At 67.9% G+C, this 20,550-nt stretch carries 19 protein-coding genes; 9 read left to right on the forward strand and 10 right to left on the reverse strand.

Annotated elements, in window-relative coordinates:
• Positions 1 to 27: 27 nt before the first annotated feature.
• The 4 genes from OHA40_RS03615 to OHA40_RS03630 all read right to left on the reverse strand — a co-directional run bounded on the left by OHA40_RS03615 (position 28) and on the right by OHA40_RS03630 (position 5,225).
• Positions 28 to 1,296 (reverse strand): cytochrome P450, encoded by a 1,269-nt coding sequence (locus tag OHA40_RS03615; RefSeq protein WP_330231651.1) that lies wholly within the window; start codon positions 1,294 to 1,296, stop codon positions 28 to 30.
• Positions 1,297 to 1,360: 64 nt separating this feature from the next.
• A complete protein-coding gene (locus OHA40_RS03620) occupies positions 1,361 to 2,770 on the reverse strand; it encodes an FAD-dependent oxidoreductase (RefSeq protein WP_330231652.1) in 1,410 nt (469 codons plus the stop codon).
• Positions 2,767 to 3,990 (reverse strand): cytochrome P450, encoded by a 1,224-nt coding sequence (locus tag OHA40_RS03625; protein WP_330231653.1) that lies wholly within the window; start codon positions 3,988 to 3,990, stop codon positions 2,767 to 2,769. The genes OHA40_RS03620 and OHA40_RS03625 overlap by 4 nt, the downstream gene beginning before the upstream one ends.
• Positions 3,987 to 5,225 (reverse strand): cytochrome P450, encoded by a 1,239-nt coding sequence (locus OHA40_RS03630; protein ID WP_330231654.1) that lies wholly within the window; start codon positions 5,223 to 5,225, stop codon positions 3,987 to 3,989. Before OHA40_RS03630 ends, OHA40_RS03625 begins: the two co-directional genes overlap by 4 nt.
• Positions 5,226 to 5,501: 276 nt before the next feature.
• Here OHA40_RS03630 and OHA40_RS03635 point away from each other — a divergent pair, with 276 nt between their 5' ends.
• Genes OHA40_RS03635 through OHA40_RS03660 form a run of 6 tightly spaced genes read left to right on the forward strand, consistent with a single transcriptional unit; the run spans position 5,502 to position 10,524 of the window.
• Positions 5,502 to 7,160: a fatty acyl-AMP ligase gene (locus tag OHA40_RS03635; protein WP_330231655.1), complete on the forward strand. Its 1,659-nt coding sequence runs from the start codon at positions 5,502 to 5,504 to the stop codon at positions 7,158 to 7,160.
• A gap of 24 nt (positions 7,161 to 7,184) precedes the next feature.
• Complete coding sequence (locus OHA40_RS03640) at positions 7,185 to 7,973, forward strand: ferritin-like domain-containing protein (protein ID WP_330231656.1); 789 nt, start codon at positions 7,185 to 7,187, stop codon at positions 7,971 to 7,973.
• Between the two features lie 5 nt (positions 7,974 to 7,978).
• Positions 7,979 to 8,557 (forward strand): PaaI family thioesterase, encoded by a 579-nt coding sequence (locus OHA40_RS03645; protein ID WP_330231657.1) that lies wholly within the window; start codon positions 7,979 to 7,981, stop codon positions 8,555 to 8,557.
• Complete coding sequence (locus tag OHA40_RS03650) at positions 8,554 to 8,820, forward strand: acyl carrier protein (RefSeq protein WP_330231658.1); 267 nt, start codon at positions 8,554 to 8,556, stop codon at positions 8,818 to 8,820. The genes OHA40_RS03645 and OHA40_RS03650 overlap by 4 nt, the downstream gene beginning before the upstream one ends.
• Positions 8,817 to 9,665, forward strand: a complete 849-nt coding sequence (locus tag OHA40_RS03655) for an SAM-dependent methyltransferase (protein ID WP_330231659.1) — start codon at positions 8,817 to 8,819, stop codon at positions 9,663 to 9,665. The genes OHA40_RS03650 and OHA40_RS03655 overlap by 4 nt, the downstream gene beginning before the upstream one ends.
• 16 nt (positions 9,666 to 9,681) lie before the next feature.
• Complete coding sequence (locus OHA40_RS03660; protein ID WP_330231660.1) at positions 9,682 to 10,524, forward strand: acyl-ACP desaturase; 843 nt, start codon at positions 9,682 to 9,684, stop codon at positions 10,522 to 10,524.
• Between the two features lie 59 nt (positions 10,525 to 10,583).
• Here OHA40_RS03660 and OHA40_RS03665 read toward each other — a convergent pair whose 3' ends face one another.
• The 5 genes from OHA40_RS03665 to OHA40_RS03685 form a co-directional block, all read right to left on the reverse strand.
• Positions 10,584 to 11,051 (reverse strand): PaaI family thioesterase, encoded by a 468-nt coding sequence (locus OHA40_RS03665; protein ID WP_330231661.1) that lies wholly within the window; start codon positions 11,049 to 11,051, stop codon positions 10,584 to 10,586.
• 188 nt (positions 11,052 to 11,239) lie between these two features.
• Entirely contained in the window at positions 11,240 to 12,691 is a 1,452-nt protein-coding gene (locus tag OHA40_RS03670) for a phytoene desaturase family protein (RefSeq protein WP_330231662.1), read from the reverse strand.
• Positions 12,688 to 14,448 (reverse strand): DUF3556 domain-containing protein, encoded by a 1,761-nt coding sequence (locus OHA40_RS03675; RefSeq protein ID WP_330231663.1) that lies wholly within the window; start codon positions 14,446 to 14,448, stop codon positions 12,688 to 12,690. Before OHA40_RS03675 ends, OHA40_RS03670 begins: the two co-directional genes overlap by 4 nt.
• Positions 14,449 to 14,483: 35 nt before the next feature.
• A complete protein-coding gene (locus OHA40_RS03680) occupies positions 14,484 to 15,962 on the reverse strand; it encodes a class I adenylate-forming enzyme family protein (RefSeq protein WP_330234027.1) in 1,479 nt (492 codons plus the stop codon).
• A gap of 128 nt (positions 15,963 to 16,090) precedes the next feature.
• Positions 16,091 to 17,323, reverse strand: coding sequence for a PucR family transcriptional regulator (locus tag OHA40_RS03685; protein WP_330231664.1), 1,233 nt, complete (start codon positions 17,321 to 17,323; stop codon positions 16,091 to 16,093).
• Between the two features lie 317 nt (positions 17,324 to 17,640).
• Here OHA40_RS03685 and OHA40_RS03690 point away from each other — a divergent pair, with 317 nt between their 5' ends.
• Positions 17,641 to 18,072, forward strand: a complete 432-nt coding sequence (locus tag OHA40_RS03690; protein ID WP_330231665.1) for an SRPBCC domain-containing protein — start codon at positions 17,641 to 17,643, stop codon at positions 18,070 to 18,072.
• A complete protein-coding gene (locus OHA40_RS03695) occupies positions 18,059 to 18,391 on the forward strand; it encodes an ArsR/SmtB family transcription factor (RefSeq protein ID WP_330231666.1) in 333 nt (110 codons plus the stop codon). Before OHA40_RS03690 ends, OHA40_RS03695 begins: the two co-directional genes overlap by 14 nt.
• Before the next feature lie 113 nt (positions 18,392 to 18,504).
• Here OHA40_RS03695 and OHA40_RS03700 read toward each other — a convergent pair whose 3' ends face one another.
• A complete protein-coding gene (locus tag OHA40_RS03700; protein ID WP_330231667.1) occupies positions 18,505 to 19,803 on the reverse strand; it encodes a YhgE/Pip domain-containing protein in 1,299 nt (432 codons plus the stop codon).
• A gap of 65 nt (positions 19,804 to 19,868) precedes the next feature.
• Here OHA40_RS03700 and OHA40_RS03705 point away from each other — a divergent pair, with 65 nt between their 5' ends.
• Positions 19,869 to 20,468 carry a TetR/AcrR family transcriptional regulator gene (locus OHA40_RS03705; RefSeq protein WP_330231668.1) on the forward strand — a complete coding sequence of 200 codons (600 nt, stop codon included), beginning with the start codon at positions 19,869 to 19,871 and terminating at the stop codon, positions 20,466 to 20,468.
• Positions 20,469 to 20,550 lie beyond the last annotated feature (82 nt).

Raw genomic sequence — 20,550 nt, forward strand, 5'->3', positions numbered from 1 at the left:
CGAGCCCATGGACGCACGCACTCCGCCCTAGGCGGCGGTGAAGCGGGTCGGCAGAGCCGACAACCCGCGGATCACCACGTTCGGCTTGTACGGCGGTGTGTCCGAGAGCAATTCGATGTCGCGGACCTTCCGCAGCAGGACCTCGAGCAGCACTTCCATCTCCAGCAGCGCGAGGGGTGCGCCGAGGCAGTAGTGGATGCCGAGGCTGAAGCCGAGGTGCTTCCTCGCCGGATTCATCGGGTCGGCGTAGCGGGCGACGTCGATGCGCTCGGGATCGGGGTAGGCCTCGGGATCGCGGTTGGCCGAATTGATCAGCACGACAACGCCTTCGCCCGGCTCGAAGTCGTGGCCGGCCAGCGTGATCGGGCGAGTCGCGGCGCGGGTGGTGATCTGCACCGATGGCTCCAGTCGCAAGAGCTCGTCGGGCGCCGAAGCGGTCAGCTCCGGGCGTTTGCGCATGGCGTCGATCTCGGCGGGGTTGCGCATCAGCTGGAGCATGCCGGTGCCGATCAGATTGGCGGTCGTCTCGTGCCCGGCCACGAATGTGGTGATACAGGTGGCCAGCAACTCCTGCTCGGTGAGCACGTCACCGCGGTCCTCGACCTGCGACAGCGCGCTGAGCAGGTCGTCCTGCGGGTCACGGCGGCGCTCGTTCAGCAACTCGCGGAAGTACGCCATGAACCCGCGTGAGGCCGCACTGCGCGCCTTCAGCGACTCCTCGGGCAGCGTGTAATCGTGGTCGAAGCCGCGGGCCAGATCCTGCGACCAGCGGTGCACCTGGTCGTAGGCGTCCGGGGGCACGCCGATCAGCTCGCAGGCGATGATCAGCGGCAGCGGATAGGCGATCTTCTCGACGAGGTCGAATTCGCGTGCCGCCAAGGCCTCGTCGACCAGTTGCTCGGTGAGCTCGGCGATACGCGGACGCAGCCTGGTCACCATGCGCGGGGTGAAGCCCTTGGTCACCAGGTTGCGCAGCCGGGTGTGGTCCGGCGGCTCCATCCAGAGGAACGAGGTGGGCAGTTCCTCGGGCGCGTCTTCCGGTGACACGGTCGGATGCATCATGGCCGCTTCCTCCGCGTGGCTCCACGCGGTGGTCGACAGCACCGCGGCGCAGTCCTCGTAGCGGGTGAGCAGGTAGTGACCGAGCGGGGTCCGGTGCAGTCTGCCCGCCTCGCGCAGCACCCGGGCCGGGGTGTACGGATCGGGTCTGCCTTCGGGTCCGAAGAGCTGGGTCATGGCTGTCTGGATGGCGGAATCCTGCTCCGCGACAGCCGTACCCGCGGTTGACGAGTCCATGTCGAGTGGTCCCTCCTGTGCGGAGCACCGACGCAGGGCCGGTGCTCTCGTGGTTCGGAATGCGTCAGCGATCGGAATGGATGCGGGGGCGCGGGTCCGGCGGCGATGACGGACCCGGCGCCGGAACAGGTCCCGGACCGGACGGGCGGATGCCCTGCGACGGATCCCAGGATGCACCGCCGCGCAGCAGGATCCGTCCCGTGAGCAGCGGGTGCAGCAGTGCCGCCGGCGGTTCGACCAGGTTCGCCACCCGCAGGAACGTTCGCGCCACTCGCGGGTCGACGTGTGCGGCGCGATGAACGCGGGCGACGTAGGCGTTGGTGAACCGCGTCCGTGCCGTGCGTGGTCCGGTCACCCCCGGATGCGCGAGATCGGCGCCGGCCGACAGCTGCCACGCGACGTCGAGCACCTTGTCCGCCGCCCGGTAGAACCGAGCGGGCAGGTCCGGCCGGGGTCCACCGTCGCGCAGGCACTCGCGTAGCGCTATGGCCTGCTGGGCAGCGACCGCCATACCCTGGGCGTACAGCGGGTTGAAGCTGCACAGCGCGTCACCGAGCATCAGGAAGCCGTCCGGCACCGCCGCCCGCCGTGGGTAGCGTCGGCGCACCGGCGCGCGGAACCGGTGCGGCACCGCGTCGCCGAGCGATTCGGCACTCCGGACGATGTCGTGGATGTCCGGCGCGGCGAGCGAGGCGGCGAAGCGCGCGAAACCGTCCGGATCGGTGGGCGGATGGTCGCCGAGGATCCCGGCGAGGGTGACGTGCCAGCGCTCGCCCTCCACCCGGATCGCGCCGCCGCCGCGGCCATTCGCCCCGGTGGAGATGATCACCGAGGACTGACCGTCCAGCTGCCCTTCGGTGCGCCGGTAGAACTGTGAGGCGTAACCCAGATCCACCTCGATCCGCTGCTCGTCCGGCGGTTGAGCGCCGAGTGCGGTGAGCCAGACCGAGGCACGCGAACCGCGTCCGGACGCGTCGACCACGAGATCCGTGGCGTGGGTCTCGTCGCCCGATTCGCCGGACACCGCGACCGCGCGCACGCGTCGCGCGTCCCCGATCAGACCGCGCGCGACCCCGCTCATCAGCCGGACTTCCGGCAATGCCGAAGTACGTTCGCGCAGCATGGATTCCAGCAGCGGCCTGGTCGCTATCACGGACGTGAGCCCGGTCGAGGCCGGCGCGGCCCGCAGTCCGCCCACGTACCACCGGGTGTCGACGAGCGCCTCGGCGATGGTCGCGCCGCGGGCGGCCATCTCGGCGGTGAAGCCAGGGAAGAGCTCCTCGATGATGGTCCGGCCGCGATCCAGCAGCCCGTGCAGATGCCGCGCCTGCGGCACGCCCTTGCGCATGCCGTCGATGTCGAACCCGTCGCGTTCGACCACGGTCACCCGCGAGAAGTGTTCCGCCAGAACACGCGCCGCCAACAGCCCGGCGATACCCGCGCCGAGGACGACCGCGTGCCGCGTCTCGTTCACAGTGACACCGGCAGCGACAGGATCCCGCGGTGGATCAGGCTGGGCCGGTACTCGATCGCGTCGGTCGCCAGGCTCACCTCGGGAGCGCGCGCCAGCAGTGCGCCCACCGCGGCCTCCGCCTCGATCCGCGCCAGCGGCGCGCCCACGCAATAGTGGATGCCCAGGCTGAAGCCGAGATGCTTTCGGGCCGGGCGGTTTCCGGCATAGCGGGTGACGTCGAAGGTATCCGCGCCGGGGTAGACCCGCTCGTCCCTGCTGGCCGACGCCGTGAGCACAACGACCCCGTCGCCGCGCCGGAACTGGTGCTCGCCGACCACGGTATCGGCGAGGGCGACCCGGATGGTGAATTGGGTGGGCGCGTCGTAGCGCAGCATCTCGTCGAGCGCGGGCGCGATCAGCTCCGGGTTGTCCCGCAGCAGCGCGAGCTGGTCCGGATTGCGCAGCAGCGCGAGCATGCCGTTGCCGATCAGGTTGATCGAGGTCTCCATGCCCGCGACCAGGGTGAGCAGCGCCATGCCGATCACCTCGGGTTCGGACAGCTGGTCGCCGTCCGCGCTCGCCGCGACCAGAGCGCTCAGCAGATCGGGCGTCGGATTCGCCTTCTTCTGCTGGACCAGGCGGGCGAAGTAGCCCATGCACTCCATCGCCGCCGTGCCGCGCGCGGCCACGTCGTCCGGACCGAGCAGCGAGTCGGGGTCGCTGCCGCGCGCGATGGCCAGCTGCCACTCGCGGAATTTCGCCCCGTCGGCCGGGTCGGCGCCCAGCAGGCGCACCGGGACCATCGCCACCGCCAGCGGGACGGCCAGATCGTTGAGCACATCCAGTTCGCCGCGTTCGACGGCCGCGTCGATGATCTCCCGTACGACTTGCCCTGCCACCGGCACCATCTCGGCCATCAGCCGGGGAGTGAAAGCCTTCGCCACCAGCTTGCGATAGCGGCCGTGCTCGGGCGGATCCATCCGGACGAACGAACCGGGGATCGCGGCCGTGGTGTCCCGGAAGGGGCTGATGCCCGCCGCGTAGCCGTGGCCCCAGCCGGCGCCGGTCAGGATCGCGGCACACTCTTCGTAGCGGGTGACCAAGGTGACCGGCACGTCCCCGAAGGCGTAGGGGAAGAGCGCCGCGACGTCCCGCACGCGCCGGTATGCCGGATACGGGTCGGTGCGCTCGCTCGGGTCGAAGGCATCAAAGGTCACATCGGTGGGCGTAACGGTGTTCATCGGGGCTCCATCCGGACACGCAGTTGCGACATGCCGCGCACGACCACATTCGGCCGGTACGGCGGTTCCTCGAGCAAGGTCATGGACGCGACCCGATCGGCGATCGCCCGCAGCACCACGTGCATTTCCAGCCGGGCCAGCGGCGCGCCGAGGCAATAGTGCAGGCCCAATCCGAAAGACAAGTGCCGCTCGGCTTTTCGTCCCCGCGCGTACCGCGCGATATCGAATTCGGCGGCGCGGGGAAAGGCCGATGGGTCGCGGTTGGCCGAGGCGAGCAGCACGATCACCGCGTCACCCGGCGCGAAAGTCCGTCCGGAGATGGTGATCTCGTCGTGCGCGGTGCGCGTGGTCAGATGCACCGGCGCGTCGTAGCGCAACACCTCGTCCACCGCGGGCTCGGACAGTTCGGGAAAGCTACGCAGCCGCTCGAACTGCTCCGGGTTGCGAATGAGCGCGAGCACGCCGTTGCCGATCAGGTTGACCGTGGTCTCGTGCCCGGCGACGACGAGGATCAGCAACGTGCCGAGCAATTCGGTGCGGGTCAGGCGCGCACCCGCGTCGTCGGCCTGCACCAACGCGGTGATCAGGTCCGCGCGCGGGGCGCGGCGGCGCTGTTCGACCAGGTCGCCGAAGAACTCGAGGAACGCGTGCACAGCGGTGGTGCGCGCGTCCAGCTCCTGCCGCGACAGCAGCACATCCGGGTCGAGACCGCGTGCGATGCCGGTGGAGATCTGCCGGACGTGCTCATGCGCCTCCGCGGGCACGCCGAGCAGTTCGCACACCATGGTCAACGGCAGCGGGTAGGCCAGCGCGTCGAGCAGATCGACATCGCGCTCGGCGAGTACTTTCGCCAGCAGGTCGTCGACCAGCTGCTCGGCGCGTTCCCGCATGCCACTGACAGTCCGTGCGGTGAACGCCTTGCTCACCAGTCCACGCAGCCGGGTGTGCTCCGGCGGCTCCATCCAGAGGAACGAGCCGGGCAGTTCGACATCGCTGTCGCCGTGCAGCAGGTCCGGCTCCTCGGCGTGGCTCCAGCGCGGATCCTGCATGATCGCCTGCGCCTCGTGATGCCTGGCGACCAAATGGGTGTCATGCGGTCCCGGCACGAACGGGCCCGCGGCCCGCAACACTTCGTAGCTGCCGTACGGGTTGTGCCGCATATGCGGAGCGACGCTCTCGATGACCGCCAGCTGAACCGAGGTCAATTCCTCGACCGCGGAATGGTCGGAACTCACCGGAAACTCCTGGATAGAAATAGACGCGACACGGAAAAGGAAATACCATTCGCCGGATCACGGTGGATAATTCCGCGGCCTGGACGTGAAGGAAATTCCGTCTTCCATGGTCGTCGGCGACGGACGCGCGGCGCGGCGGCGATCGCCCGTTCCTATCGGACCATAGTCGAAATACCTTATCGGGCAGTGCGATCGGCTGATCGGCCTTGTTTATCGCAGACATTAATTCACAACGAGTTCAAGGCATCGTCACAATTCGCTGTTGTCGTGGGAGACATGAATTCCGCGGAATCGGCCGGAACCCTGCACGGCCGCCTCGCCGAGATCGCCGCCGCCCATCCCACGGTGGCCGCCACGTTCTGGTCGGTGTCGGAGACCGTGGACTACGCCGAATTGCACCGGCGGTCCCGCATGGCCGCGACGGCGCTGGTGCGACGCGGTGTGCGCCGCGGGGAACCGGTGGGCATCCTCAGTCCGAACGCGCCCGAGTTCCTCACCTGCCTGTTCGGCGTTGCCGCGGCGGGTGCAGCGGCCACGCCCCTGCCGCTGCCCGCGGGCGCGCGGGCGGCCGGCGGCTACCCGAGGAAGCTCGCGGCCATCGTCGCGGCGGCGGGCATGCGCACCGTTCTGGTATCGCATCGTTTCGCCGACCTCACCACCGCGTTGCGAGACGCTATCGGCGTCGAATTCATCGACACCACAGCACTTTTCGAGTCCCACAGCACAGCGGATACACCCCTTCCCGCACTCGAGCGCGACGACTCGGCCATCGTGCAGTTCACCTCCGGCAGCACCGCGACACCCAAAGGCGTTCGCCTGACCCACCACAACGTGCTCAGCGGCCTCGCGTCGATCCGCACCGGCATCCAGCTGAGCCTGGACGATCGGGGCGGTTTCTGGCTGCCGCTGTTCCACGACATGGGCCTGTTCGGCACGCTCTCGGCGATCCTGCGCGGGATCCCCGCGCAGGTGTGGTCGCCGGTCGCGTTCGTCAAGGACCCGGCCCGCTGGCTGGCCGAATTCGCCGCCAGCGGCACGACGATCACCGCCATGCCCAATTTCGGCTACGAGGCGCTGCTGTCGGCCGTCCCGCCGGAGCGGGTGCGCGAGTACGACCTGAGCCGCTGGCGGATCGCGTTCAACGGGTCGGAACCGATATCCCGGGACGTCGTCCTCGCATTCTGTGAGCGTTTCGCGCCCGCCGGATTCCGGCCGACGACGATGTTCGGCGTCTACGGCATGGCCGAGGCCACCTTGGCGGTCACCTTTCCCCCGCTCGGACGGGAGCCTGTCTTCGAGTGGGTCGACCGCGCCGAATTGTCCGGCAATGCTCTGGCACAACCCGTTTCGCCGGACACGCCCGGCGCGCGGGCGGTCGCGGGCGTGGGCGCGCCGGTGCGGCGATTGCGGTTGCGCGTCGTCGCGCCCGACGGCCACCACGACCTGCCCGACGGCGAGGTCGGCGAGATCCTCATCCAGGGCGACGCGGTCACCGGCGGATATCTCACCGCCGACCCCGCACGGGTCGCCGGGCTGTTCGCCGACGGCTGGCTGCGCACCGGCGACCTCGGATATCTGCGGGACGGCGAGCTTTTCGTCACCGGCCGCTGCAAGGACATGATCACCGTCCGCGGCGTCAACTACTACGCGCAGGATGTCGAAGCCACCGTGCGCGACCTCGACGGCGTGTACAAGGGCCGGTGCACGGCGGCGATCGACCCGGACGGCGCGGACGTGATCGCGCTGATCGCCGAATCCGAGCGCACCGGAACCGAGGCCGACGCGCTGGCCGAGACGATCCGCGCCAGGATCTCCGCCGAACTCGGCCTGGCCGCGGTCGAGGTCTACCTCGTCGCGCCGCGCAGCATCCCCCGAACCAGCAGCGGCAAGCTCCAGCGGCTCGCCGCCCGCGACCTCATCACGCACCGCCGGTAACACCGATCGAACTGGAGTCCTCTCGTGCACAGCTATGACGTCTTTCGCCACTACGAGCGCCTGCATTGGAAGCTGGCCGACCTCGATCTCGACGCCGTGGACAAGTCCCAGGTCCGTCCCGAGTACGTCACGTTGGCCAAGAGCGCGACGATGGGCGAGTCCAACGTGATCGCCGCGGTGCACGGGTTCCTGAACGAATTCGTCGACGACTACGACTTCTCCACCTTCGCCGTGGTGTGGGGTTACCAAGAAGTGCAGCACCACTACGCGTTCCGTGCCTGGCTGGGCGCGGTCGGCGAGAGCGTGGACGACAAGGCCGTCGACTCGATGCGGGAGCCGTACGCGCCCGGCACCACCCCCTCGGCGACGCTGGCCACCAACATCATCTCCGAACTCACCGTCAACCACATCTACCGTGCCGTCGCGAGCTGGGTCGAGGAGCCGGTGCTCAAAGGCTTGCTGCTCGATGCCAGTCGCGACGAGGCGGGCCACGCGCGCGAGTTCATCCACTACGCCACCGAGCGGCTGCGGCAGCGTCCGGAGGAACTGCCTTCGGTGCTGGAGACCCTGTACGTGTACAGCTCCGAGGCCAAGATCAAGCACCCGGTCAGCACCTTCAAGGCCGGGATCAGCGAGCTGGGCGACCACGAGACCATCGACACCGGGTTCGACCTGTTCCTGGAGCAGGTGGCCGCGGAGGGCGAGCTGGATGTGTTGCACGACAAGGTCCGGCGCACCTTCGGCAACATGACCGGTCTGGACCTGTCCAGCAACGCCAAGGTCCGCCGCGCCTTGGCCGACGTGATCGCCTAAGCACTATGGACCGGCACAGCACGGCCTGCGCGCCGAGCGAGGACACCATGCACGGCCGGGTGGACACCGTCCAGGTGCCCTGGTCGGTGATCCCGGACTACCACTGCTTCGGCTGCTCGCCGCACAACGCGACCGGTCTGCGGCTGCGTTTCACCCCGCACCCGGACGGCCTGCAGGCGCGGTTCCGGCTCGGTCGCGAGTTCGAGTCCTACCCGGGCGTCGTGCACGGCGGCCTGATCGGCGTGATCTGCGACGAGGTGATGGGCAACCTGATCGTCCTGGCTCGCCACCACCCCGCGTTCACCGTGTCGCAGCGGACCAGGTTCCTCACGCCGTTGCTCGTCGGACGCGAATACCGCTGCATCGCAACACTGTCCGATACCGGCGAAGACCGCCCGATCCAGGCGGCGGCTGAGATCCGGGACGCCGACGATCTCGTCTGCGCCAGCTCCACCGCGGCCTACCAGCCGTTCGCGCTCGACGACGTGCGCCACCAGCTCACCCTCGGCGACGACGAGGTCGCCGCGCTCTCCCACGCCCTGTCCAGCGGCACCGCCCTCGCCCCGAACGGAGTTTCGTCATGACCAGCACCCACACCGCCGACGACATCCTGCGCACCGTCACCGAGATCGCGGTTGCCGAGACCGGCATCCCGGAGGGCGAGCTGCGCCCCGACGCGGACCTGCGCGGCATGGCGGGCGTCGACTCGGTGCGCGTACTGCGCATGGTCGCCAAGATCGAGCGCGCCTACGACATCGAGCTCGAGGACCAGGACGTGTTCGGCATGTCCACGCTCGATGATGTCGTCACGGTGGTCGGCAAGGCACTGCGCGAGGCGGCGGCGTGACCGTCACCGAGCAGCCGGTCACCGCCGACACCAACCAGCACTACGACCTCGACCCGGACGTCTTCGGCCAGTTCCTCGACCCGCTGCGCAAATACAGCTCCGCGCTCTACGCGTCCGAGACCGACACCCTGGAACAGGCGCAGCGGCGGAAGCTGCGGTTCGTGGCCGACCGGCTCGGCGTGACCGGCGGCGAACGGCTGCTGGACGTCGGCTGCGGCTGGGGATCGCTGATCCTTTTCATGGCCACCGAATTCGGCTGCGAGACCACGGGTGTCAGCCCGGCGCCGCGTCAGCACGGGTACATCGCCGAGCAGGCGCGCGCCCGCGGAGTCGCGGACCTGGTGCACACCCGGGTAGGCCATTTCGAGCGGATCGAGCTGCCGCCGCGGAGTTTCGACGCCGTGACGCTGCTCGGCTCGATCGTGCACATGCCCGACCTCGGCGCGATCTTCCGTCGCGCCCGCGCGGTGCTGCGCCGCGGCGGCACGCTGTACGTGTCCGAGAGCTGCTTCCGCAACGCGGCGGCGCGCACGGCGTTCGACACCAAGGACGGCACCGAGTTCGTCCGGGAGGACATCTTCGGATGGGGTGACCTGCGTCCGCTGTCGGATCTGGTGACCGCCGCCGAGGACGCCGGGTTCTCGATCGTCGCGGTGGACGATCTCACCGATCACTACCGCCGCACCATCGACGACTGGATCGCGGGCGTCGACGCGGCCGCCGAGCGCATCGACGCGCACGGCCACGGCCTGGCCGCGAAGCTGCGGCACTACCTGGAGATCGCGAACGCCGGATGGGGTTACACCACCAAGCACTACGCGCTGACCTGTCGTAACGCCCGATGAGCCGGAGGAGTAGCAGATGAACATCGAATCGGCGCTGATTCCCGTCGGCGAGGTGGCGGAGGCCGTCGACGGGTTCCTCGCGGCGTCCCCGGCGGCACGGGCCTGGGACGTGGAGACCGCGTTCGACTGGTCCCGCGCCGACGCGGGCAGGCTCACCGAGGGCCAGCGGTCCGCGGTACGGTTCGTCACCCTGATCGAGGACCATCTGCCCGGCTATTTCGACGTCTACCACCGGTATTTCCCGGTGGACGACAGTGTGGACCGGGCGGCGTTCGTGCACAACCGCGAGCTGTACCACTTCACCGTCCGCTGGGCGCTCGAGGAGGACACGCACGCTCGCGCGTTGACCCGCTACCAGGAGGCGTCCGGGATGGCCGGACGCGATGCGCTGCGTGCGGAATTGGCGGTGGAGGGGCAGAAGCCGTTCGACCTGCCCTACCAGCACCCGGTGCAGTTCTTCGCCTACGCGCTGGTGCAGGAGAAGGCGACGCAGATGTACTACCAGCACCTGCGCGACGTGGTGGACGACCCGGTGCTGGGGACGGTGCTGGCGCGCCTGTCGCGCGACGAGGCACGGCATTTCAGCTTCATGGCCGACGTCGTCAGCCGCTATCTGCGGGTGCAGGGCGACGCGACCGTGCAGCCGATCCGCGATGTGATCGCCACCTTCCGGATGCCCTTGGCCGACACCATGCGCGGCTACTGGCGGTGGGCGCTGAAGATCGCCGATGTGGCCTCCTACGACCACACCGAGGCCTACGAGCACTTGGTGAAGGTGCTCGACCGCGCCGTGGACACCCGCAGCGATCGCCTGGACGAACTGGTGCGCTTCATCGAGGAGTGCCGTTCGCTCGCGTGAAACCCCGAATACCGAACGGCCCTGCCGCCGACATGGTCCGCGGCAGGGCCGTTTCGGGTTCACTGTTCGGGGTGCAGCACCAGGATCGTGGTGGAGCCGTGTGCGATCAGCTTGCCGCCCGCGTCGGTGATCCGCCCCTCTGCGGTCGCCGTGCGCCGCCCGACGTGCACGGCGGTGGCTTCGCAGGTCAGGCGGGAGCCGTCCAGCGTCACCGAACGGATGAAGTTCACCTTCAGCTCCAGCGTCGTATAGGCCACGCCGTCACCGAGTTTGGTGAAGACCGCGCTGCCCATCGCGGTGTCCATCAAGGTGGCCAGCACACCGCCGTGCACGGTGAACATGGCGTTGATCGTGGCCGGGTTCGGGTCGAGGTAGTACCGGGTGTAGCCGTTCCCCGCCGTCTCCAACCGAATACCCAGAGACGCGCCGACGCCGAGATTTTCGCGAAGACCTCGCTCGAAAACCGTGGTCAGTTCGGTGACACGGGACGCGACGGTACCGTTGGCGTGAGTGTCGATGCTGGTCATGGCGTTTCCTCCCTGGCGAATCTAGTTCCGCCATTCGATCAGCGCCCGATGAACTCCACCCGACCGCAACCGGTTGCATTCCGACTTTCGATCGGCTGATAGGACACCTTTGCCAGTCCCTCATCGCGGCCGTGATCAGCCGCTGTTGATCCCCACGACTGCCGAAATCCGTGTGGGCCGACAGCGCGTCAACGTGCGGATCCGGAGGCAGCAGGTGCCTCGGTGGGAATGGCGAGCTTTCGCATGGCCGCGGCCGCGGCGTTGTATCCGCTCATCCCGTGTGCTCCGGGCCCCGGTGGGACGGCGGCCGAGCAGATGAACATCCGGTCCGCTACATGGTAGGGACGCAGGGTGACGCGCGGTCCGCCGAAGACCAGTTGGCGAATGTTCTTGTTGCCGGTGAGGATGTCTCCGGCGACGTAGTTCGGATTGTAGGCCTGCATGTCGGTGGGGCCGACCACGGTGGTGGCAACGATGCGGTCCCGGAACCCGGGCGCGTACCGCTCGACCCTGTCGAGCAGTACGTCCGTGGCATCCCCCGAATATCCATGTGGCACATGAGCGTACAGGTCGACCGGGTGCACGTCTCCGCGTGATCGCGTTGGATCGGCGAGGTACTGCTGTCCGACGATCATGAAGGGTCGGTCGGGAAGCCGTCCTCGATGGATCGCGCGTTCGGCGCGAGCCACATCGGCGGCGCTACCGCAGACGTGCACGCTTCCCGCCCGGCAGGCGTGGGGGTTGGTCCACGGGATGCCGCCCTCGACGGCCAGGCTGACCTTGTAGGCGGCGGGCCCGTGCCGGAACCGCCGGAACGCTCGGGAGACCCGCGACGGCAGCCGGTCCCCGGCGATGTCGGCGATCGCGGACGGCGCGAGATCGAACATCACGAGATCGACCGGCGGCAGTTGGTCGAGCGACTCGACCCAAAGGCCGGTCTCGATCTTCCCGCCCAGATCGGTCAGTGCGGCCGCCATGGCGTCGGCGATCGCGCGCGAGCCGCCCACCGCGACCGGCCACCCGTAGCGATGGCCTGCGGTGGTGATGCCGAGACCGATTGCCGCGGACAGGATCCGGTTCTGTGGTTGCCAGCCGTGCGCCATGTTCCCGGCGAACAGGGCCCGTCCCTGCTCGGTCCGGAACAAGCGTCCTAGCGCGGCGGCGGGGATCAGGGTCGGGATGCCGAAACGCGCCAACCGCAACGGATGTGCCGGTACGTGCAGGAGCGGTCGCATGAAATCGGTGGCCAGCAGCTCGTATCCAGCGGAGGGGCCGCCGAAAAGGCGGCGCCAGATCGAGCCGTCGGCGCCGAGGCCTGTGGCGGTGTCTTCGAGGGACCGGTACAGCACTCCTGCTGTTCCGTCGTCGAGCGGGTGCACGCAGTCGATTTCCGGCCACGCCCATTCCAATCCGTATCGGGCCGCGTCGATTCCGGCCAAGAACGGTGACCCGACGGCCATGGGGTGGGCCATTGAGCAATGGTCGTGCAGCAGGCCGGGGAGGGTGAGTTCGCCGGAGCGGGTGCCGCCGCCGATGGTGGCGGCGCCCTCGAGCACGGTGACGTCCACGCCGTGTCGGGCCAGCGTGACGGCGGCGGCCAGCCCGTTCGGCCCGGAGCCGACCACGATCGCCGTGGTCATCGCACCTCCGCCGGGGGCATCACCCGTGTGTCATTGCGGCGGAGGGGGTGAACCGGGAACGGATCGCCCGGCTCCGGCCACGGCTGGCGGGCCAGCATGTCCTCGACCAGCACATAGCCCTCCTCGATGACCCCGGTCGCGGCGTCGACGATGCGATAGGCCTGGCGCTGCTGGTGGATGGGCTGGGATTCGAGGACCACGATGCGCAGCTCGCCTTCCTCGAACCGACAGCGACGCTGCAGCGCTGCCAGCAATTGTTCGTTGTGCAGGTGCCCTTCACCGAAGTTCCAGCCCAGCAGCGGGCCGGCGACAATCTCTCCGTCACGGATGGCGTAGTCGTCCTCGTTGTCGATCGCCCGGGTGATCAGACCGTTGAGCGCCCTGCCGTGGGTGTGCATCGATCGCCAGCCCATTCCGGTCTGGATCAGGATGTCGGCGACTTCCGGGCCGTACAGCTTGGTCAACTGGGTGACCGGCAGCGCGGCGCTCTTGGTCACATGCTGCTCGAGCTTCAGCTCGGCCTCCCCGCGGAAACACCAGGCGCTGGTGGCCCAGTTGCCGGCGTAGTAGCGCATCGAAGTCAGGAACGAAACCCATTGCGGCCGAACATGTCCGAGGATGACAACGAGTGTGGCGAGCAGGATCAGCGCGAGCACCAGCGGAGATCCGAGCCCCGAGACACGAATGTCACCGTAGTGTCCGAACAGGTAGAACAGACTGAAGATGAAGAAGATGTTCCATTCCAGCGGCACGCCCATCGGCACGGTGGAGATGATGTGCAGATGGAAGACCGCCATGAAAATGATCGCCGCCCAGGTCAGCGGGCCGCCGTTGCCGAGGAAGACGAGGTAGGCGGGAACCAGGAATTCCACGACGGTGCCGCCGTGGGCCAGCAGGGCCGGTATCCGTGACGGGCGCAGGTCCTGCGGCGGGTCGCGGTACATCTTGCGCTTCAGCCAGGTGATCCGCATGACCGGGCTGTTGCTCATCATGACCGCCACCACGTGCCCGAAATGGTGGTTGAGCTTGGACGTGGCCGCACCCCACCACAGTGCCAGCATGACCAACTCGAATCCGATCACCATGTCGGCGAACGGGACGAAGAACATCAGCAGCATCAACAGGTAGTGCTCGGAGCGGGCGGCCAGAAACACCGTCTTGTCGCGCAGCCCCAGCGCGCCGAGGGCGACGACGAGAGCGACGACGACCGTCGGATCGAGCAGGCCTACCCGACTGCCGTCCACCGGGGGCGCGCCATGACCGGGTGCGAGTAACGCGCAGATTCCGGATCCGAGGACGACCGCGTACAGGGCGACGTCGATGACGCTGCGCTCGTCACCACGGGTGAACGGCACCTTTCCCGGCCACGGCGGCAGCCGCAGCGTGCCGGGACGCAGGAAGTACAGAAACCCGCCGACCGGCGGCAGGAACCGCATGGTGAGCGGCCCGAACCCACACCCGAACCCGAGGATTTCGAACAACAGGGTCCAGACGATCAATTTCTGGTAGACGATCGGCTCGGTCCACCATGAGGTGATGTCGGTGAGCGCTCCGAGTCCAGGAGTCAGGGAGATCACCGCTGCCGCGCCGAGGACATACAGGGCGCATTTGACGATGTAGAGCAGGTAGACGGCATAAGGGGTGCCGAAGCCGTGCTCGACCCAGTGTTCGGCGACGATGCGGAGCCGTTCGCCGCGCGGTCGGGTCTTCCATTCGGCGTAGTCGATCTCCGGAAGGTCCGGTTTTGTGAATCCCATGGCAGAGGTCTTTCGAGGCGAGAAGTGAGGGGCTGTCAGAGGCGCGCTTCGACCGAGCGGGCGCGCAGAATCCGCTTGTCGATCTTCCCGACGGGGTTCTTCGGGATCTCGTCCACGGTCACGATCAGGTCGGGAATTTTGTACTGCGCCAGGGACTTCCGGAGATGATCGAGCATCTGTTCCGGCTCGACCGCGGCGCTGTCGCGATAGGACACGAAGGCGACGGGCACTTCGCCGTACACGGGATGCGGTCGTCCGATCACAGCGACCTCGAGCACCTGCGGGTGGGTGTAGATCGCGGACTCGATCTCCTTGGGATAGAGGTTCTCTCCGCCGCGGATGATCATGTCCTTGATGCGGTCGACCAGGGTGAGGTAGCCGTCGGCGTCGATGCGGCCGATGTCTCCCGTGTGCAGCCAGCCGTCGACGATCACCTTCGCCGTCTCCTCGGGCCGGCCCAGATATCCCCGCATCACCGTCGGGCCTTTGATCACGACCTCGCCCATCGATCCGTCGGTCAGGAAATTGCCATCGCTGTCGACCAGGGCGATTTCTTGTCCCGGCAGCGCGATGCCGACAGTGCCGGGTTTGCGGACACCGTCGAGCGGATTGCTCGTGCTCGCGCACGTCCCCTCCGACAGGCCATAGCCTTCGTAGATCGGGATACCGTAGCGCTGCTCGAACCGGGTGAGCAGTTCGACAGGCATCGGAGCCGCACCGCAGAGGGCGAACCGGACCGAGGAGGCGTCGGGCCGCGTAGTGGGAGGCAGCGCCGACAGCATGGCGTAGATGGCCGGCACCGCGGAGAAATAGGTCGGCCGCGCCGCCTCGACCCTGTCGAAAAAGGTGTGCGGTGAGAACCGGCCCGCGACGGTGGTCCGGCCGCCGGCGAGCAGTGGCGACAGCACGCTGACCACGATGCCGTTGACATGGAACAGCGGCAGGATCAGCAGGCTGTGATCGTCAGCGGTCAGTCGCATGCCCGCGACCATCATCTCGGCCATCGCCATGATGTTCGCGTGCGTGAGCTCGACGCCCTTGGGTCGTCCGGTGGTGCCGCTGGTGTAGATGATCAACGCCAGGGCGTCGTTCGAGAACTCGGTCGCCTCCGCGCCACCGACGCGGCCTCCGTGCCGATCCAGCTCCGGCACCGCAAGCCGCTGCGGCACAGTGACATCGCTGGGCTCGCTGTCGTCAGCGCAGACCAGTGCCCGAGCGCGGGAATCGTTCAGCTGATATGTCACCTCGGCCGGGGTCAGCGACGGATTGATCGGTGTCGCCGCGGCACCCAGCCGCCAGGCGGCGAACAATGCCACGATCAATTCGAGCCGGTTGGGCAGCATCACGGCGACAACGTCGCCGACACCGATCCCGGCTTTCGACAACCGATCGGCATACTTCTGCACGAGGTCGAGGAACTCGGCGTTGGTGATCCGCCCGAGGTTGTCGTCGGCGAGACAGGGGTTGGCGGGCAAGCTCCCGGCGCGGACATCCGGGAGGGCAGCGAAGTGCATGTCGATCTCCTTGCTGACGCAGCAGCTCATTTGCGTGAACGCCACGTTAAGAAGGCGATGTGACCTGGACCATATGGCGGCCGCATGAAGATCTCCGGCGCGATCGTGCGCACCGCACGACGGATGTATCAGCCACCCATGGGCTGGAGCACTGTCGACCCCAGCCATCGGCAGGCCAGCAGGGCGACCTCGATGTCCAGCCGGCCCTCCCGCAGCGAATGCCCCAGTACCGCCTCCGCCTTGCGGATCCGGTACTGGACGGTGTTGCGGTGCAGGACCAGCCGCTCGGCCGTTGTCTGAAAGCTGCCGCTGGTGTCCAGGAAGACACGCGCCGTCTCGCGCAGCTGTGCCGTGGCATCGTCGTCACGCGCCAGTGGCCCGAGGACTTCGCTGATCCATGCCCGCGTGGCGGCCAAATCCGTGCACATCAGCGCGATCGGCCCGACCTGCGCCGAACACGACACCGACGCACGCTGCGGTGCTGGTGCGGACATCGCGACCACCTGCGCTTGCGCCGCTTGGCGATGGGTCAGTCGGAAGCCCTCCAGCCCGGCGGCAGGTCTGCCCACCGCGACCCATGTCGCCTCGGGCGTGCTCACCGCGGCCGGGTCCATGTCCAGTTCCGGTTGCGGGAGCCACGCCCACAGAGTCGATTCGTCGGCCGGGATCAGCAGCGGTTGCCCTTGGCAGTGCAGCTGATCGGCGATGATCGTCGCCAGTTGTTTGGCCGCACGCAGTCGACCAGTGCCCGCGTCGAACCAGACGACCAGGCCCAAGTGGGTTCGGTCGAGGCGATACCCCAGCGCGAGTTCGCTGTCACCCGGGTCGACGCGCTGTCCGGACAGGATCGAGCGCACCCGAGCGGTGCGCACGGCCATCTGGTTCTGCAGCCACCGGTCCCGCTCGTCCTCGTAGGCGGTCACGACTTGCTGGGAGACCCGATCGATGTAGGCGAACGAGCGGTCGGTCATTACAGCCACCGCCGCCGTGACCAGCGTGGGGTCGCTCGTCGCGGCGGTGATCTCACCGAGCAAGTGCTCGGTGAACAGTCGCTCCCCGATGCGGTATGCCCGCAGCAGCGCGGTGATCGAAGTGCCGCGCTGGGCCAGGCGACGGGCGTACTCCAACGCCTCGGCAGGCGCATCGATCTCGTCGATGTCCAGCCCCAGCTCGTAGACATGCAAGGCGATCACGACGTTGCCGGTGACGCTGGCGCGCAGCAGAGCCTCCACTCGGCTGTCGCCGCGCAACTCCGGCTCGATCGCGAGCATTTGCTCGGTCAACTGTTCGGACAAGGCCAGCGCACGCCGGCTCAGCCCTCCCGCGATCCTCGCGAGCAGTTCTGCGCCGTTGCTCTGCATGTCCAGCTGCCTTCCCGTCGACGGGAGAAGCCGAGACAGGCAAGCTCCTCTGTATCGGCCACCTGGACAGTATGGCTCCAGACCGCGAGCACGAGTTTGCCGGTGTTGGCACCGGTGAACAGCATGTTCGGTGTTTCACCGAAATAGGCGACACCGCCGTCCACGACATGTTCCCTGGTCTTGATGCTTCCCTCGGCCAGCCCACCGGTGATTGCTCGACCGCCGCACGGTCGGACAGACGATCGCCGCTTGACGCAACCATCTGGTTGCAATACTGTAAGTGGCAACCAAATGGTTGCTATAGATTGGAGGCTGTTATGGGATTCCCCGATAACATCGTGCGGACCGTTGAGCTCGCACACCCGCCCGCGAAGGTGTGGGCTGCGCTGACCACAGCCGAGGGACTCGGCACTTGGTTCGGTCATGCGGCAACGATCGACCTGCGTCCCGGGGGCAGGGCGGAAATGTCATGGAAGAGTGGCGAAAAGGTGGACATGCGCATCGAACGGGTCGAGGAGCCGACGGCGTTCGGGTTCACGTGGCACATCTACGGCCTGCCGGACGACGATCCGCGCCGCACCTATGTCGAATTCACGCTGGAGCCGGTCGGCGCCGGAACTCGGCTGACCGTGGTGGAGACCGGCTTCGCCCAGTTGCCGCCGGATGAATATCGCAAGGCGTTCGACGGCAACACCGAGGGTTGGGCGAGCGAGCTGGGTGAGCTGGTCGAATACCTTGACGCCGCCTGAGATCGAGGCGATCGCGGAGCAGGTCTTCATCGCTTTGGCCGACCCGAGCCGGCGCGGCATCCTCGCCGCGCTGGCAACCGGCGGTCCGGCCACGGCAACGGATCTGGCCGACCGGCTGCCGATCACGCGGCAAGCAATCGCCAAGCACCTCGCCCTGCTGGCGGACGCCGGCCTGGTCACGGCCGAACCCGGAGAGCGGCGCCGGATCCGATACCGGCTCAGCTCCGCTCCGATGCAAGTGGCGCAACAGTTTCTGGCCGCACTGGCCCGCGACTGGGACGGTCGGCTCGACGCCTTACGTAGGCACCTCGGCGATTGAGCGGTGGAATGGCGGTCGACCAGGAGATCCAGCTGCTCGGCGATCGATCCGCCGCCCAACGCCGATGCGCCGCCATGTGCAACGCGGCCGGACTGCCTACGCCCTGATGCGGATCATCCAGCCACGGCGGGCGCACGCATGACCACCGCGGTATCGACCGGGGCCGTCACGCGGTGCAGGCCGCGGCGGTCGTAGGAGTGGGTGACGACAGCGCCGAGGAGCAGGCCGACACCGAGGCCGAGCAGCGTCATCCACAGGCCGAGGCCGAAACCGGCTTCGACCCGGGCATCGAAGAACAGAATGGCGCGCACGGCCAAGTAGATCTGGTGCATGGGTTCGAACGCGGCCAGATTCGCGATGTAGGCGGGCGTCGCTTCCAGCGGGACCGTTGCGGCCGAAGACGGCAGGCCGAGCACGACGAACAGCACCAGGTTGACCATCAGTCCCGCGGTGCCGAAGGCGGCGAGGACGGCCAGCGCGGTCACGCCGACCGCGATGATGGCCAGAATTCCGTAGAGCCACAGCAGCAGCGGGCTGCCCAGCGGGATGTCCAAGGCCGTTGCCACGGCGAGGAATATCCCGGACAGAATCGGCGCCGCGGTGGCGACGATCGCCCATTTCACGAGCAGGGTGCGGAAGCGGGAGATCCCGGTGGCCGGCGGTTGCACGAACCGCGGGCCGTATTCGGTGGGAGTGAAGCCGAGTACCGAGTCGACGAGAGTGTGGATGATCATGGCGCCGGTGAAGCCCGCCAACAGCAGGATCAGGGTGTAGAAGAAGGCGACGAGACCCTGCCCGGCGGAATCCTCCATAGGACGGTAGGGCGCGGTGACGATCTGCACCGGATCGGTGAGCATCAGCCGGGTGGCGCCGCTGAGCTCGGTCGGCGCGCCGGGAGTCCCGGCGAGGGCAGCGTTCACTTGGTCGGTCAGGTTCTTGCCGACGGTCTCGTCCACCTGGTTCAACGCCCGGTCGGCGATACGCTGCATGATCCCGGTGGTGTACGGGCCGATGCGGGGGTTGGTGTGGACCGTGATCACCGGCCGCTCGATCTCGCCGGGCACCACGGCGGCGGCGCCGAGGATCGCCAGCCGTTTGGTGAAGTCGGACGGGATGACGATCGCGCCGTAGACCCGGCCGTACTGCAACTGTTTGCGCGCCTCGGCGATGCCGACGACGCGAAGGTCGATCTTCTCCGACGAGATACCCGCGACCAGGGCATCGGTGACCTGAGCGCCGATATCGGCGGGCTTGCCGTCGATCGTGTCGCCGACGTCCTGATTGACCAGCGCCACCGGGAAGTCGTGCAGGTTCTCCTCGGTATTGCCGGAGTAGCCGAGATACATGGTGGCGAGCAGCGCCGCGAAAACCATCAGCACCGCGATCGGGGCGGTGAAGGTCCGAACCGTCATGCGGGCAAATGTAGTCACCGACTACAAAGTAGGCAATGCCTACATTTTGTTATCCTGCATACACCATGGCGATCATCCGAGCCCGCTCCTACCACCACGGCGACCTGCGCGCCGAGTTGCTGCAGCGGGCCGAGGCGACACTGCGCGAGTCCGGGGTGGACGGTCTGTCGCTCCGTGGACTTGCCCGCGACGTCGGTGTCAGCCACGCCGCCCCGACCCGGCATTTCAAGGACAAGCAGGCGCTGCTGGACGCCATCGCGGTGTCCGGATTCGAACGCCTCGCCGCTGCCCTGGCGCGGACCGCCGCCACGGACTCCTTCGACGGGCACATCCGCGCACTGGCCAGGACCTATCTCCGCTTCGCGACGGAGAACCCGGCGCTCATCGCGCTGATGTTCGCACGCAGGTACAGCCCCGCCGCCGGTGACGCGATGTCCCAGGCCGTGGACGCGGCGTTCGCTACCCCGATCTCGCTCATCGCCGAAGCGCAGACACACGGCGAGGTGATCGTGGGCGACCCGCGCCGCATCGCGCTGTCCGCCGTCGCCACATTGCAGGGCCTGGCCACCTTCGTCGGCTCCGGCGTGATCGCCGCCGAGGCCGCCGACGAACTCTTGGACGAGACGACCACACACCTGATCGAGGGCCTGCGCCCACGACGGTGAGGCCCGTCAGCCGCCCACTCCGGCCAGCACCTCGTCGACGCGGGCGCGCAGCGCACGCGATAGACGTTCCCGGCGGGAATGC

It is taken from the genome of Nocardia sp. NBC_00508 (genome assembly GCF_036346875.1).
Lineage (GTDB): Bacteria > Actinomycetota > Actinomycetes > Mycobacteriales > Mycobacteriaceae > Nocardia.